Genomic DNA, 13,590 nt, shown 5'->3' on the forward strand with positions numbered 1-13,590 from the left:
GCCGGGTTCCGACTTACAATATTACGTTTCCGAATATGGCTGGGGCAGGGTAATGGTCGAGTATGGATTGTTGGCGGGGGCCGCATTTGCGGCGGGATTTGTGGACGCGGTGGTTGGCGGCGGCGGGCTGATCCAGATTCCTGCTCTTTTCTCGACAATGGGTGCTACCCCTCCCGCGACGTTGTTGGGTACGAACAAGGTGGCCAGTGTGTTTGGCACTGGCGCCGCGGCAGTGAACTATGCACGGCGCACTCAGATTGCCTGGAGCACTGTCGCACCGGCGGCGATTGCTGCTTTCCTGTTTGCTTTCCTCGGCGCGTATACCGTCACCCGGATCCCGCCGGATTTCCTGCGTGGTTTGCTCCCATTTGTGTTGGTCGCTGTGGCGGGTTATACCTTCTTTCGCAAGGACCTTGGCAGTGTTCATGCACCGCTGCATACCGGCACCAAGGAAAAGGTCCTGGCGATATTGGTGGGGGCGGGCATCGGTTTTTATGACGGCTTCTTCGGTCCCGGCACCGGTAGCTTCCTTGTCTTCCTGTTCGTCCGCAGCTTCGGCTTCGACTTCCTTGGCGCTTCAGCGGCCGCGAAGGTGGTGAACGTGGCGTGCAACGTCGCGGCGATTCTGCTGTTCGGATTTACTGGCCACATCATCTGGCAGTTGGGCCTGACCATGGCGGTCTGCCAGGTGGTCGGTTCGGTACTCGGCACCAAGCTCGCACTGAAGCATGGGAGCGGGTTTGTAAGGCGCCTGTTCCTGGTTGTGGTGGTGCTGCTAATCATCAAAACCGGCTATGACGCGTGGTTTAAGTAATAGTGTTTCACGTGAAACAATGTTGAAGAGGGCGCTAAACGGCGCCCTTTTTTGTTTCACGTGAAACATTGCGCGCAAAAAAATCCTGCCCAAAAAATTCGCAGGGGCGAAAAAACTTTATAATTCAGTTCGATCCCCAGCTTTCCCTCATTTTCACCATGTTATTTCCTACTGAATTCGACGTTATCGTTGTCGGCGGTGGTCACGCCGGTACCGAAGCGGCCCTCGCTTCCGCCCGCATGGGCCAGAAGACTCTCCTGTTGACGCACAACATTGAGACGTTGGGCCAGATGTCGTGCAACCCATCCATCGGCGGCATTGGCAAAGGCCACCTCGTCAAAGAGGTTGACGCCATGGGCGGCGCCATGGCCATCGCAACCGATGAGTCGGGCATCCAGTTCCGTATCCTGAACTCGTCCAAAGGCCCTGCCGTGCGCGCGACTCGCGCCCAGGCCGACCGCATCCTGTATAAGGCTGCGATCCGTCATCGCCTGGAAAACCAGCCAAACCTGTGGCTGTTCCAGCAGGCGGTGGACGACCTGATGGTGGAGGGCGAGCGCGTGGTTGGCGCCGTGACCCAGATCGGCTTGAAATTCCTCGGTCGTGCTGTTGTGCTGACCGCTGGGACCTTCCTGGACGGTAAGATCCACGTCGGCCTGCAGAATTTCTCGGCTGGCCGCGCCGGCGATCCGCCTGCGATTTCGCTGTCCGCTCGCCTGAAAGAATTGAAACTGCCGCAAGGCCGCCTGAAGACCGGTACCCCGCCGCGTATCGACGGCCGCAGCATCGACTTCTCGCAAATGACCGAGCAGCCGGGCGACCTGGACCCGGTGCCAGTGTTTTCGGTGATGGGCAATACGTCCATGCACCCACAGCAATTGCCGTGCTGGATCACCCACACCAACCAGAAAACCCACGACATTATTCGTGGCGGACTGGACCGCAGCCCGATGTACACCGGCGTGATCGAGGGTGTCGGCCCGCGTTATTGCCCGTCGATTGAAGACAAGATCCACCGCTTCTCGGCCAAGGAATCGCACCAGATCTTCCTGGAACCGGAAGGCCTGACTACCCACGAGTTCTACCCGAACGGTATCTCGACCAGCCTGCCATTCGACGTGCAGATCGAGCTGGTGCGTTCGATGAAGGGCCTCGAAAACGCACACATCCTGCGTCCAGGCTACGCCATCGAGTACGACTATTTCGACCCGCGCGGTTTGAAAGCGTCGCTGGAAACAAAAGCGATCAACGGCCTGTTTTTCGCCGGCCAGATCAATGGCACAACTGGCTACGAAGAAGCGGCGGCCCAGGGCATGCTGGCTGGTATCAACGCCGCACTGCAAACCAAGGGCGAGGAAGCCTGGACCCCGGCCCGTTCCGAAGCCTACCTCGGCGTGCTGGTTGACGACCTTGTGACCCAAGGCGTGCAAGAGCCATACCGTATGTTCACCAGCCGCGCGGAATACCGCCTGAGCCTGCGTGAAGACAACGCCGACATGCGCCTGACAGAAATCGGGCGTAAGCTGGGCGTGGTCGGTGATGCGCAGTGGGAAGCTTTCGAGCGCAAACGCGAAGCCGTGGCGCAAGAGCTGGAACGCCTGAAATCGGTCTGGGTCAACCCGCGCATCCTGGCGGCAGCCGAGTCCGAGCGCGTGATTGGCCAAGCCATCGAACGTGAATATTCGCTGGCCGACCTGCTGCGTCGTCCGGGCGTCGGCTACGAAAAGCTGATGACCATGACTGGTACCGAAGGCCAGTCGCTGGCGGGCCAGGGCGTTACCGACGATGCAGTGATGGAGCAAATCGAGATCACCCTGAAGTACTCCGGCTATATCGATCGCCAGCTGCGGGAAGTCGAGCGCCACGAGCATTACGAAAACCTGAAGCTGCCGGAAGGTTTCAACTACGCAGAGATCACAGCGCTGTCGATGGAAGTGCGCCAGAAACTGCAGAAGCATCGTCCGGAAACCCTGGGCCAGGCTTCGCGTATTTCGGGTGTGACCCCGGCTGCAATTTCGCTGCTGCTGGTGCACCTGAAGAAAGCCGGCTTCGGCGGTTTCGTCACGCTGAAAGATGAGGCGGCTTGATGGCGATGTTTGATCGCGCCGCCCTGGCGCATGTACTGGAGAACGGTGTCAAACAGCTGGACCTGGGCTTGAGCGAAGTACAGCAGGAAAAACTGCTGGATTACCTGTCCCTGCTGAACAAGTGGAACAAGGTGTACAACCTGACGGCCGTACGCGACCCGATGGAAATGATGACCCTGCACGTTCTCGATTCGCTGGCAGCAGTGCCGGCGTTCAAGGATGCGCAGAGTGTGCTGGATGTTGGGGCAGGGGGGGGATTGCCGGGCGTGGTCCTGGCCATCGCAAGACCGGACATGAAAGTGTCGATGATCGACATCGTGCACAAGAAGACCGCCTTCCTGAACCAGGTGAAAGCCGAGCTGGAGTTGGTCAACGTAACGGTGTACACGAAGAAGGTGCAGGAACTGCAGGTCAAGACGCCTTACGACGTCATCACTTCGCGAGCCTTCGCGGACCTGAGCGATTTTGTGAACTGGTCCGGACACTTGCTGGCAGAGGGCGGGCGATTCATCGCCCTGAAAGGCACGGCGCCGGCAGAGGAGCGCGAGCGACTGCCAGACCCATGGAAAGTGAACGAGCTACAGCCTTTGCAAGTACCAGGACTGGAGGCGCAGCGCCACCTGGTTTTCATCGGCAGGACGTAACTGGCTAAACAGTATAAATAATTTTAATCGTTTATACGAGATAAATAGTATAAACGGTTTATACCGAATAAACGATTTAGACCATATAAGAAAACTCGATGGCCAAAATTTTCTGTGTAGCAAATCAAAAGGGCGGCGTAGGTAAGACTACCACGACTGTGAACCTGGCCGCCGGCCTGGCCAAACTTAATCAACGAGTGTTGCTTGTTGACCTCGATCCTCAAGGTAACGCGACAATGGGCGCGGGGATCAACAAGGCGACGCTTCAAGCTTCCACTTATGAAGTCCTGCTCGGCACTGCCGACGTGGCGACTGCGCGCGTGCGCTCGGAAGCCGGCGGCTTTGACGTGCTGCCAGCCAACCGCGAGCTGGCCGGTGCCGAAGTCGAGATGGTGCAGCTGGAGAATCGCGAGCGCCGCCTGCGCGATGCGCTGGGCTTGGCAGCGAAAGACTATGATTTCATGCTGATCGATTGCCCTCCGGCGCTGTCGATGCTGACGCTGAACGGTTTGTGCGCGGCGCATGGCGTAATCATCCCGATGCAGTGCGAGTATTACGCGCTGGAAGGTTTGTCCGACCTGGTCAACACCATCAAGAAAGTGCACGCCAACCTGAACCCGGACCTGAAGATCATCGGCCTGCTGCGCGTGATGTTCGATCCGCGCATGACGTTGTCGCAGCAAGTCTCGGCCCAGCTCGAGCAGCACTTCGGCGACAAAGTATTCAAGACCATCATTCCGCGCAATGTGCGGCTGGCCGAAGCGCCGTCCTACGGCATGCCGGGCGTGACTTTCGACCCGACGTCGAAGGGCGCGCAGGCCTACATCGCCTTCGGCGCCGAGATGGTTAAACGTATCAAGAAAATGTAAGCGGACTTATCCACAATGGCGACTAAAAAAATGAAAGGCCTCGGCCGCGGTCTCGACGCGCTGCTCGGCGGCGACGAAGACCCGTCCAATCCAACTTCGCACCCGACTCCGTCGGAGATGGCAGTGCAATTCTTGCAAGCCGGCAAATACCAGCCGCGTACCCAGATGGATGAGGGTGGCCTGGCGGAACTGGCTGCGTCGATCAAGACCCAGGGCATTATCCAGCCGCTGCTGGTTCGTCCGGTCGGCATCGACCAGGCAACCGGTCATGTCAAATATGAAATCATCGCCGGCGAGCGTCGTTTCCGTGCAGCACAACTTGCTGGTTTGGAAACCGTGCCAGTCCTGGTGAAGGATGTGGATGACACGACCGCGGCCGCCATGGCCCTGATCGAGAACATCCAGCGCGAAGACCTGAACCCGCTTGAAGAAGCGCAGGGCATCCATCGGCTGATTACAGATTTTTCGTTTACCCATGAGCAGGCCGCGCAGGCTGTCGGTCGTTCGCGTTCGGCGGTTTCCAATTTACTGCGTTTGCTGAACCTGGCGGAGCCGGTGCAGACCATGCTGATGGCGGGGGATATCGACATGGGGCACGCGCGTGCCTTGTTGGCAGTCGATGCGGCGTCACAAATTGCTTTGGCGAATGTTGTTGTAGCGAAACGACTATCGGTGCGTGAGACGGAAAAACTTGTCCACAACCATATGGAAGAGGCGAAGGCTAAGCCAACCGCGCGCGCCAAAGAAAAATCGGGCGACATCAAGCGTCTCGAAGAAGAGCTGTCCGATACTTTGGCAACCTCCGTCGTGTTCAAGATGGGGGCCAAGGGCAAGGGGCAGATGATTATTGATTTCGCGGATCTCGATATCCTGGATGGCGTTATTGCCCGTTTGCGCGGCTAAAGCCCGGTAAACCAGGGTCTGACCCAAGGGTCAGACCCGCACCCGCGGCGGCTGCCGAGCAGTGTCTGACCCTGAGGTCAGACACTGCATTACCGGTTTCGATTACCCCACAAGTAATCGCCAGATGCCTACCTTTTCAGCAGAATAACTTGTTGTTAGAGCGACTTTTTGCGATGGACCACGTTTGACCTTGGCGATGTAAACAAACTATAATCCCGTGTCTTTGGGTCTTAAGGAATGGTGGCAAGTGAGTGATTCTTCAAGAAGTATCGCCTGGCCAGTCTTCCGAGTAGTTGCCCTGCAATTCACAATCGCCGTCCTCTTTTCCGCTACCGTGGCGCTTTTCGCCGGGGTGGAAAAAGGCTGGTCTGCCGCCATGGGCGGCGGTATGGCAGTAACCGGTAGCCTGGTCTATGCGCTGATGGTAGCGCGCGGCACCGATGATGCAAAGAAAGCATTTCGGACGCATTTCCGCGCCGAGATGCTGAAGGTATTTGTAACGGCAGTGCTGTTTATTTGTGCACTGGTGCTGTTTAAATCAGCCGCCTGGTTATGGCTGATCCTAGGATTCGTAGTGGCAACCCTGGCTTATTGGCTGTCGCTGCTCAAGATTTAATCATTAAAAATTCGGACCTATGACTACTGAACACGCTACGGGCGGTCACGCCGGCCCGGCTAACGCCACCGAGTATATCCAGCACCACCTTACTCACAACAGCAATGGCACCGTCAACCTGGATACCTTCTGGATCTCCCTGATCCTGGGCTTCGTATTCCTCGGTATCTTCTACATGGCTTCCAAGCGCGCTACCGCTGGCGTGCCAGGCAAGCTGCAAAACTTCGTGGAATGGGTCATGGAGATGGTCAACGAGACCGTCAATTCCGCATTTCACGCCAAATCCGCTGTTATCGCTCCTCTGGCCATCACCATCTTCGTATGGGTCTGGCTGATGAACGCAATGGACTTCCTGCCGGTCGACCTGCTGCCTAAGCTGCTGAGCTATGTCGGCGTCAACTACCTGCGCGTCGTTCCTACCGCTGACGTGAACCACACCTTCGGCATGTCCGTTGGTGTGCTGATCTGCATCATCGGCTTCTCGATCAAAGCCAAAGGCGTCGGTGGCTGGGGTAAAGAACTGTTCACCGCACCGTTCCACGCTCACGGCACCGTTGCTACCATCCTGCTGGCTCCAGTGAACTTCATCTTCCAGATGCTGGAACTGTTCGCCAAGCCGATTTCCCTGTCGCTGCGACTGTTCGGCAATATGTACGCCGGCGAACTGATCTTCATCCTGATCGCACTGCTGCCATGGTGGGCACAGTGGCTGCTGGGCGGTCCATGGGCAATCTTCCACATTCTGATTGTGACTCTGCAAGCGTTTGTGTTTATGGCGTTGACGGTTGTGTACCTGGCCCTCGCGGTTGAAAAGCACTAATCAGCAACTTATTCGTAGTATTTGGTTTTAGTTTTTTGGTATTTTCGTTTTTTTTAAATTAGGAGAAATCTAATGCAAGCTCTGATCGCACAAGTACAAAGCATGACCGTTCTGGCCGTAGCAATCATCGTTGGCCTGGGCGCCATCGGCACCGCACTCGGCTTCGCTATCCTGGGCGGCAAGTTCCTGGAAGCTTCGGCACGTCAACCAGAACTGATGCCACAACTGCAAACCAAACTGTTCGTTATCGCTGGTCTGCTGGACGCGATCTCCATGATCGGCGTTGGTGTTGCTCTGCTGTTCACCTTCAACAACCCATTCCTGACCGCCCTGACCGCAGCTGTTCAGTAATCAACGCTCCAACCGGGGAAACTCTTTCTAGGAGCAAGGTATGAACATCAATATGTCTCTCATCGGTCAGATGATCACCTTCGCGGTGCTCGTCTGGTTCTCGATGAAGTTCGTATTCCCAGCGCTGAATGGTGCGCTGGATGAGCGTGCCAAGCGAATTGCAGATGGTCTGGCTGCCGCCGACCAAGGTCAGGATGCCATGAAGCGCGCTGAAAAAGCCGCTGCAGAACTCCTGACCACTGCCCGTAACGATGCTTCGTCGCTCGTTTCGGACGCTGAAAAGCGTGCTCAACTGGTCGCAGAAGAAGTCAAAGCAAACGCACAAGCTGAAGCTGCCCGCATCGTGGCACAAGCTAAAGCTGAAGCTGAGCAGCAAGTAACCCAGGCCCGCGAAGCACTGCGCGGCCAAGTGGCTGACCTGGCTGTGAAGGGCGCGGAGCAAATCCTGAAGCGCGAAGTCAACGCGTCGGCTCACGCTGACCTGCTGTCTCGCCTGGCTACCGAGCTCTGATTATGGCAGAGCTCGCAACCGTCGCCCGTCCTTACGCGGAAGCCGTCTTCCGCGTAGCCCAGGCTGGCAACCTCGCGCAGTGGTCCGATCTGGTGTCCGAACTGGCCCAGATCGGTTCGCATGAAGAGGTGCTGGCATATGCCCGCAATCCAAAAGTTCTGGATAGCGATGTCATCGCAGCCATCAAGGCCTTGCTGAAATCGCCGCTCAACGCGGAAGCGAACAACTTCCTCTCGATGCTGATCGAAAACGGTCGTATCGCATTGCTGCCGGAAATCGGCGCCCAATTCACGCTGCTGAAGAATGCAGCCGAAGGTGCGGCAGACGCCGAAATCACGAGCGCATTCGACATGAGCGAAGCCCAAGTGGCCGAGCTGATCAAGACGCTGGAAAAGAAATTCAGCCGCAAGCTCAAACCAGTCGTGTCCGTCGATCCTTCGTTGATCGGTGGTGTTCGCGTCGTGGTTGGCGACGAAGTGCTGGACACTTCGGTCAATGCCAAGCTGCAGCAGCTGCGTTCCGCGCTGGTCGCCTAATCAGGCCGCCTTTCGCGACAGCTAGAGAGAAAACATTTAGGAGTTAGTATGCAACTCAACCCATCCGAAATCAGCGAGCTGATCAAGAGCCGGATCCAAGGCATTGACGGCGGCGCTGAAGTGCGCAATCAAGGCACCGTAATTTCCGTAGCAGACGGTATCTGCCGCATCCACGGCCTGTCCGACGTGATGCAAGGTGAGATGCTGGAATTCCCAGGCAACACCTTTGGCCTGGCAATGAACCTGGAGCGTGACTCCGTTGGTGCCGTTATTCTGGGCGCCTACGAGCACATCTCCGAAGGCGACACCGTCAAGTGCACCGGCCGTATCCTGGAAGTGCCGATCGGTCCTGAACTGTGCGGCCGCGTAGTTAACGCGCTGGGCCAGCCGATCGACGGCAAAGGTCCTGTCAACACCAGCCTGACCTCCCCAATCGAAAAGATCGCTCCAGGCGTTATCGCCCGTGAGTCCGTCGGCCAGCCTATGCAGACCGGCCTGAAGTCGATCGACGCGATGGTACCAATCGGCCGTGGCCAGCGTGAGCTGATCATTGGCGACCGCCAGACCGGCAAGTCCGCCGTTGCAGTTGATGCCATCATCAACCAAAAAGGCCAGGGCGTTACCTGTATCTACGTCGCTATCGGCCAGAAAGCATCGACCATCAAGAACATCGTGCGTTCCCTGGAACAGCACGGCGCGATGGAGTACACCATTGTTGTCGCCGCTTCCGCTTCGGAATCCGCAGCAATGCAGTACATCTCGGCTTACTCCGGTTGCACCATGGGCGAATACTTCCGCGACCGCGGTGAAGACGCCCTGATCGTGTATGATGACCTGTCCAAGCAAGCAGTTGCTTACCGTCAGATCTCCCTGCTGCTGCGCCGCCCACCAGGCCGCGAAGCGTACCCAGGCGACGTGTTCTACCTGCACAGCCGCCTGCTGGAACGCGCAGCTCGCGTGAACGCCGACTACGTCGAAGCCTTCACCAAGGGCGCTGTCAAAGGCAAGACCGGTTCCCTGACCGCCCTGCCAATCATCGAAACCCAGGCTGGCGACGTTTCGGCGTTCGTTCCAACCAACGTGATTTCGATTACCGACGGCCAGATCTTCCTGGAAACCTCGCTGTTCAACTCCGGTATCCGTCCTGCGATTAACGCAGGTATCTCGGTATCGCGCGTTGGTGGTGCTGCCCAGACCAAGGTCATCAAAAACCTGTCCGGCGGTATCCGTACCGACTTGGCACAGTACCGTGAACTGGCTGCGTTCGCGCAGTTCGCTTCCGACCTGGACGAATCGACCCGTAAGCAGCTGGACCGCGGTGCCCGCGTGACCGAACTGCTGAAGCAGGCTCAGTACTCGCCGCTGTCGATTTCCCTGATGGGCGCTTCGCTGTTCGCAGTGAACAAAGGCTTCCTGGACAGCGTTCCAGTCAAGCGCGTGCTGGCCTTCGAAGGCGAAATGCACTCGTTCCTGAAGACCAAGCACTCCGCACTGCTGGCCAAGATCGAAGAAAGCAAGCAACTGGACAAAGACGGCGAAGCTGCGCTGTCGGCCGCCATTGCTGATTTCAAGAAATCCTTCGCAAACTAATACCTGGTGGCCCGGCAACGGGCCACCCCGCAAAGGAGAAGGATCATGGCAGCAGGCAAAGAGATACGTGGCAAGATCAAGAGCGTAGAGAATACGAAGAAGATCACCAAGGCGATGGAAATGGTCGCCGCATCGAAAATGCGCAAAGCGCAGGACCGTATGCGCGCCGCCCGTCCCTACAGTGACAAGATTCGTAATATCGCTGCAAACTTGGCGAATGCCAACCCCGAGTACACGCACCCGTTCCTGGCTGAAGCCGGTACGGAAGCCAAGGCTGTGGGCTTTATCATCGTGACGACCGACAAAGGTCTGTGCGGTGGTATGAACACCAACGTTCTGCGTATGGTGACCAACAAGACCCGCGAGCTGGAAGCTGCAGGCAACAAGATTGAAGCAGTCGCAATTGGTAACAAAGGTTTGGGCTTCCTGAACCGCATCGGTGTACCAGTGGTCGCACAAGCTACCCAGATCGGCGATACGCCGCACCTGGAAAAGCTGATCGGCCCAGTGCAAGTGATGCTGGAGAAATTCCAGGAAGGCAAACTGGACGCCGTTTACCTGTGCTACACCAAGTTCATCAACACGATGAAGCAGGAACCGTTGGTCGAGCAGCTGTTGCCGCTGACCGCGGACAAGATGAAGGCCGATGACAAGTCCCACAACTGGGATTACATCTACGAGCCGGACGCTGCTTCCGTGATCGACGAACTGCTCGAGCGCTACATTGAAGCGCTGGTGTACCAGGCCGTTGCAGAAAACCTGGCGTCCGAGCAATCGGCGCGTATGGTGGCGATGAAGTCCGCATCGGACAACGCCGGCAACGTGATCGGTGAGCTGAAGCTGGTCTACAACAAGACCCGCCAGGCTGCAATTACCAAAGAACTGTCTGAAATCGTCGCCGGTGCGGCAGCGGTTTAAACGAATTTAACTATATTTGAAGGAACGAACATGGCTGATGGCAAAATCGTTCAGTGTATCGGCGCTGTGGTGGACGTTGAGTTCCCACGCAACGCGATGCCTAAGGTTTTTGACGCGCTGAAAATGGAAGGCTCCGAGCTGACCCTGGAAGTGCAACAGCAGTTGGGTGACGGCATTGTCCGTACCATTGCTCTGGGCTCCTCCGACGGTCTGCGTCGCGGTATGACCATCCAGAACACCGGCAAACCAATCATGGTTCCAGTGGGTAAAGCCACCCTGGGCCGTATTATGGACGTGCTGGGCAACCCGATCGACGAATGCGGTCCTGTCTCCCACGAGCAGACTGCTTCGATCCACCGCGTGGCCCCTGCCTACGACGAACTGTCCCCATCCCAGGACCTGCTGGAAACCGGCATCAAGGTGATTGACCTGGTCTGCCCATTCGCTAAGGGTGGTAAGGTTGGTCTGTTCGGCGGTGCAGGTGTGGGCAAGACCGTGAACATGATGGAACTGATCAACAACATCGCTAAAGCGCACTCGGGCCTGTCCGTGTTCGCTGGTGTTGGTGAGCGTACCCGTGAAGGTAACGACTTCTACCACGAAATGGCTGACGCTAAAGTGGTTGACCTGGAAAACCCGGCCAACTCCAAAGTGGCCATGGTTTACGGTCAGATGAACGAACCACCTGGTAACCGTCTGCGCGTTGCGCTGACCGGCCTGACCATCGCTGAATCGTTCCGTGACGAAGGCCGTGACGTTCTGTTCTTCGTGGACAACATCTACCGCTTCACCCTGGCCGGTACCGAAGTTTCCGCACTGCTGGGCCGTATGCCTTCCGCAGTGGGTTACCAGCCTACCCTGGCTGAAGAGATGGGCCGTCTGCAGGAGCGTATTACCTCCACCAAGACCGGTTCGATCACCTCGATCCAGGCCGTGTACGTTCCAGCGGATGACTTGACCGACCCGTCGCCAGCGACCACCTTCGGTCACCTGGATTCGACCGTCGTTCTGTCCCGTGACATCGCTGCACTGGGTATCTACCCTGCGGTTGACCCACTGGATTCGACCTCGCGCCAGCTGGACCCGCTGGTCGTGGGCGAAGAGCACTACGCTACCGCACGCGCCGTTCAGGGCACCCTGCAGCGCTACAAGGAACTGCGCGACATTATCGCGATTCTGGGTATGGACGAACTGGCTCCAGAAGACAAACTGGTCGTGGCACGCGCTCGTAAGATGCAGCGTTTCCTGTCCCAGCCGTTCCACGTTGCTGAAGTGTTTACCGGTTCCCCAGGTAAGTACGTTTCGCTGAAAGACACGATCAAGGGCTTCAAGATGATCGCTTCCGGCGAACTGGACCACCTGCCAGAACAGGCCTTCTACATGGTTGGTACCATCGACGAAGCCATCGAAAAAGCCAAGAAACTGGGCTAATCGATTGAAGTAGCGGCCTCGCTTGCGGGGCTGCTATCTACAGAGGATAAACATGGCAAACACTATTCACGTCGATGTGGTTTCGGCCGAAGAGCAGATCTTCTCGGGCGAAGCGACTTTCGTGGCGTTGCCGGGCGAGCAGGGCGAGCTGGGTATCTACCCTAAGCACACCCCGCTGATCACCCGTATCCGTCCAGGCGCGGTGCGCATCCAGATTCCAGGCCAGGCTGAAGAAGAGTTCGTCTTCGTCGCCGGCGGCCTGCTGGAAGTGCAGCCTAACGCTGTGACGGTCCTGGCTGACACCGCGATCCGTGGTCACGACCTGGATGAAGCCAAAGCTGAAGCTGCCAAGAAACTGGCGGAAGAAAGCCTGGCCAACAAGCAGACCGGCATCGACTACGCGAAAGCACAAGCGGAACTGGCAGCGGCTATCGGCCAGCTGGCAGCAATCGCAAAACTGCGCAAGATCAAGGGCTGATCCCTTTTCTCGTTGCACTGGAAAGGCAGCTTCGGCTGCCTTTTTCTTTTACAGGCGCGGCAGCCACATTCCTATCGCCGCGCCGAAGATGCCGACCCCCATCAAGGTCGTTGCCGCGAACAACGTCGCTGCCATGGCGCGACCAGCCAGCATGCTGCGGCTGGCCAGGGCACGAAAGTAGAGCTCCAGCACGGCAAGCGGCAGCAAGTATTGCGCAAACGCGAGGACATCGAGGAAGGGACCGCGGAATGCCACGGGATCGAAACCCACCGGTCCGCCATTAATGAGCAGCCACCCCATCAGGCCGACACGAAAAGACCAGACAGCGCTGACGGCCATGAACAGCCGCAGGGCCCAGCGCCGGTGGCTATCGAAGCGCCTCGCGCGTGCCTCGCGCACCGCCATATAGGCGAACCCCAATACCAGCAGCGAATCGAGCGTCATCCCCGCATACATGAATGGTCCGCCCACTGTCCCGCGCGTCGCCATCATCAACATGCCGGCCAGGCTTGAAACAACTGCCAGCGCTACGTAGGTCCGCCCGTTCCAACGGTGCAGCACCGGAGCCACGGTGCGCATTTGCGGTACCAGTTGCAGCAATCCTCCGGCAATAATCACGACTGCAAACGCGACGTGCATGAACAGCGCAACGTTGCCCGCCAGATCGCCAGGCATATATCCCTTGGGCAGCACTTTGTTCACAGTTTCCGGGTGGCCTTGTACTACCGCGCGGCCATGAAAGCCGAGGATATACAGCACAAACATCAATTGGCCCACGGCGGTCACGGTGAACCAAAAGGTCGCTGCGGCCTTCAGTGCGCGCGCAGGGCTGCTTTTTGGGAGCGGTGGGAAAGAAGTTGCAGTGGCAGTCGTCATGGCGTGGCTTCCTGGTTAAGTTGACTGCTTCAACTTAGATGCGCGCGTGGGAATGCGAAGCCTGGCCCACGGAATTTTGCGATGAACCACGGTTTGCTGGGCTTGAATGACGGGCATGAAGCGATTATCGTACTTGCATGCCTATT

The 13,590-nt window shown here is 57.6% G+C and carries 15 protein-coding genes; 14 read left to right on the forward strand and 1 reads right to left on the reverse strand.

Going from position 1 to position 13,590, the window contains the following annotated elements; genetic code table 11:
- Positions 1 to 52 precede the first annotated feature (52 nt).
- From ASE26_RS14275 to ASE26_RS14340, 14 genes are all read left to right on the forward strand, one after another.
- Positions 53 to 814, forward strand: coding sequence for a TSUP family transporter (locus tag ASE26_RS14275; protein WP_055939488.1), 762 nt, complete (start codon positions 53 to 55; stop codon positions 812 to 814).
- A 158-nt stretch (positions 815 to 972) separates the two neighbouring features.
- Complete coding sequence (gene mnmG, locus ASE26_RS14280) at positions 973 to 2,901, forward strand: tRNA uridine-5-carboxymethylaminomethyl(34) synthesis enzyme MnmG (protein WP_055939491.1); 1,929 nt, start codon at positions 973 to 975, stop codon at positions 2,899 to 2,901.
- Positions 2,901 to 3,545: a 16S rRNA (guanine(527)-N(7))-methyltransferase RsmG gene (rsmG, locus tag ASE26_RS14285; protein ID WP_055939494.1), complete on the forward strand. Its 645-nt coding sequence runs from the start codon at positions 2,901 to 2,903 to the stop codon at positions 3,543 to 3,545. The genes mnmG and rsmG overlap by 1 nt, the downstream gene beginning before the upstream one ends.
- Before the next feature lie 98 nt (positions 3,546 to 3,643).
- Positions 3,644 to 4,414: a ParA family protein gene (locus ASE26_RS14290; RefSeq protein ID WP_055939498.1), complete on the forward strand. Its 771-nt coding sequence runs from the start codon at positions 3,644 to 3,646 to the stop codon at positions 4,412 to 4,414.
- A 15-nt stretch (positions 4,415 to 4,429) separates the two neighbouring features.
- Entirely contained in the window at positions 4,430 to 5,317 is an 888-nt protein-coding gene (locus ASE26_RS14295) for a ParB/RepB/Spo0J family partition protein (RefSeq protein ID WP_055939502.1), read from the forward strand.
- A gap of 247 nt (positions 5,318 to 5,564) precedes the next feature.
- Positions 5,565 to 5,933 (forward strand): ATP synthase subunit I, encoded by a 369-nt coding sequence (locus tag ASE26_RS14300; RefSeq protein WP_055939505.1) that lies wholly within the window; start codon positions 5,565 to 5,567, stop codon positions 5,931 to 5,933.
- A 19-nt stretch (positions 5,934 to 5,952) separates the two neighbouring features.
- Positions 5,953 to 6,753: a F0F1 ATP synthase subunit A gene (gene atpB, locus ASE26_RS14305; protein WP_055939506.1), complete on the forward strand. Its 801-nt coding sequence runs from the start codon at positions 5,953 to 5,955 to the stop codon at positions 6,751 to 6,753.
- 72 nt (positions 6,754 to 6,825) lie between these two features.
- The gene (gene atpE / locus ASE26_RS14310; protein ID WP_055939510.1) at positions 6,826 to 7,104 is read left to right on the forward strand and encodes a F0F1 ATP synthase subunit C; all 279 of its coding nucleotides are present in this window, start codon (positions 6,826 to 6,828) and stop codon (positions 7,102 to 7,104) included.
- A gap of 40 nt (positions 7,105 to 7,144) precedes the next feature.
- Positions 7,145 to 7,615 (forward strand): F0F1 ATP synthase subunit B, encoded by a 471-nt coding sequence (locus tag ASE26_RS14315; RefSeq protein WP_055939514.1) that lies wholly within the window; start codon positions 7,145 to 7,147, stop codon positions 7,613 to 7,615.
- Positions 7,616 to 7,617: 2 nt separating this feature from the next.
- A complete protein-coding gene (locus ASE26_RS14320) occupies positions 7,618 to 8,151 on the forward strand; it encodes a F0F1 ATP synthase subunit delta (protein ID WP_055939517.1) in 534 nt (177 codons plus the stop codon).
- Positions 8,152 to 8,199: 48 nt separating this feature from the next.
- Complete coding sequence (gene atpA, locus ASE26_RS14325) at positions 8,200 to 9,741, forward strand: F0F1 ATP synthase subunit alpha (RefSeq protein WP_055939521.1); 1,542 nt, start codon at positions 8,200 to 8,202, stop codon at positions 9,739 to 9,741.
- Positions 9,742 to 9,786: 45 nt separating this feature from the next.
- A complete protein-coding gene (gene atpG, locus ASE26_RS14330) occupies positions 9,787 to 10,659 on the forward strand; it encodes a F0F1 ATP synthase subunit gamma (protein ID WP_055939526.1) in 873 nt (290 codons plus the stop codon).
- 30 nt (positions 10,660 to 10,689) lie between these two features.
- A complete protein-coding gene (gene atpD, locus ASE26_RS14335; RefSeq protein ID WP_055939529.1) occupies positions 10,690 to 12,090 on the forward strand; it encodes a F0F1 ATP synthase subunit beta in 1,401 nt (466 codons plus the stop codon).
- Positions 12,091 to 12,142: 52 nt separating this feature from the next.
- On the forward strand, positions 12,143 to 12,568 hold the full coding sequence (locus tag ASE26_RS14340) for a F0F1 ATP synthase subunit epsilon (protein ID WP_055939532.1): 426 nt from the start codon (positions 12,143 to 12,145) through the stop codon (positions 12,566 to 12,568).
- 48 nt (positions 12,569 to 12,616) lie between these two features.
- Here ASE26_RS14340 and ASE26_RS14345 read toward each other — a convergent pair whose 3' ends face one another.
- Positions 12,617 to 13,444 carry a DUF2306 domain-containing protein gene (locus ASE26_RS14345; RefSeq protein ID WP_057246451.1) on the reverse strand — a complete coding sequence of 276 codons (828 nt, stop codon included), beginning with the start codon at positions 13,442 to 13,444 and terminating at the stop codon, positions 12,617 to 12,619.
- Positions 13,445 to 13,590 lie beyond the last annotated feature (146 nt).

The sequence above is a fragment of the Duganella sp. Root198D2 genome (genome assembly GCF_001428585.1).
Classification (GTDB): domain Bacteria; phylum Pseudomonadota; class Gammaproteobacteria; order Burkholderiales; family Burkholderiaceae_D; genus Rugamonas.

Coding starts and splice junctions, on each gene's coding strand:
- ASE26_RS14275 (WP_055939488.1), top strand. CDS start 53: ATGGTCGAGTATGGATTGTTGGCGGGGGCCGCATTTGCGGCGGGATTT.
- mnmG (WP_055939491.1), top strand. CDS start 973: ATGTTATTTCCTACTGAATTCGACGTTATCGTTGTCGGCGGTGGTCAC.
- rsmG (WP_055939494.1), top strand. CDS start 2,901: ATGGCGATGTTTGATCGCGCCGCCCTGGCGCATGTACTGGAGAACGGT.
- ASE26_RS14290 (WP_055939498.1), top strand. CDS start 3,644: ATGGCCAAAATTTTCTGTGTAGCAAATCAAAAGGGCGGCGTAGGTAAG.
- ASE26_RS14295 (WP_055939502.1), top strand. CDS start 4,430: ATGGCGACTAAAAAAATGAAAGGCCTCGGCCGCGGTCTCGACGCGCTG.
- atpB (WP_055939506.1), top strand. CDS start 5,953: ATGACTACTGAACACGCTACGGGCGGTCACGCCGGCCCGGCTAACGCC.
- atpE (WP_055939510.1), top strand. CDS start 6,826: ATGCAAGCTCTGATCGCACAAGTACAAAGCATGACCGTTCTGGCCGTA.
- ASE26_RS14315 (WP_055939514.1), top strand. CDS start 7,145: ATGAACATCAATATGTCTCTCATCGGTCAGATGATCACCTTCGCGGTG.
- ASE26_RS14320 (WP_055939517.1), top strand. CDS start 7,618: ATGGCAGAGCTCGCAACCGTCGCCCGTCCTTACGCGGAAGCCGTCTTC.
- atpA (WP_055939521.1), top strand. CDS start 8,200: ATGCAACTCAACCCATCCGAAATCAGCGAGCTGATCAAGAGCCGGATC.
- atpG (WP_055939526.1), top strand. CDS start 9,787: ATGGCAGCAGGCAAAGAGATACGTGGCAAGATCAAGAGCGTAGAGAAT.
- atpD (WP_055939529.1), top strand. CDS start 10,690: ATGGCTGATGGCAAAATCGTTCAGTGTATCGGCGCTGTGGTGGACGTT.
- ASE26_RS14340 (WP_055939532.1), top strand. CDS start 12,143: ATGGCAAACACTATTCACGTCGATGTGGTTTCGGCCGAAGAGCAGATC.
- ASE26_RS14345 (WP_057246451.1), bottom strand. CDS start 13,444: ATGACGACTGCCACTGCAACTTCTTTCCCACCGCTCCCAAAAAGCAGC.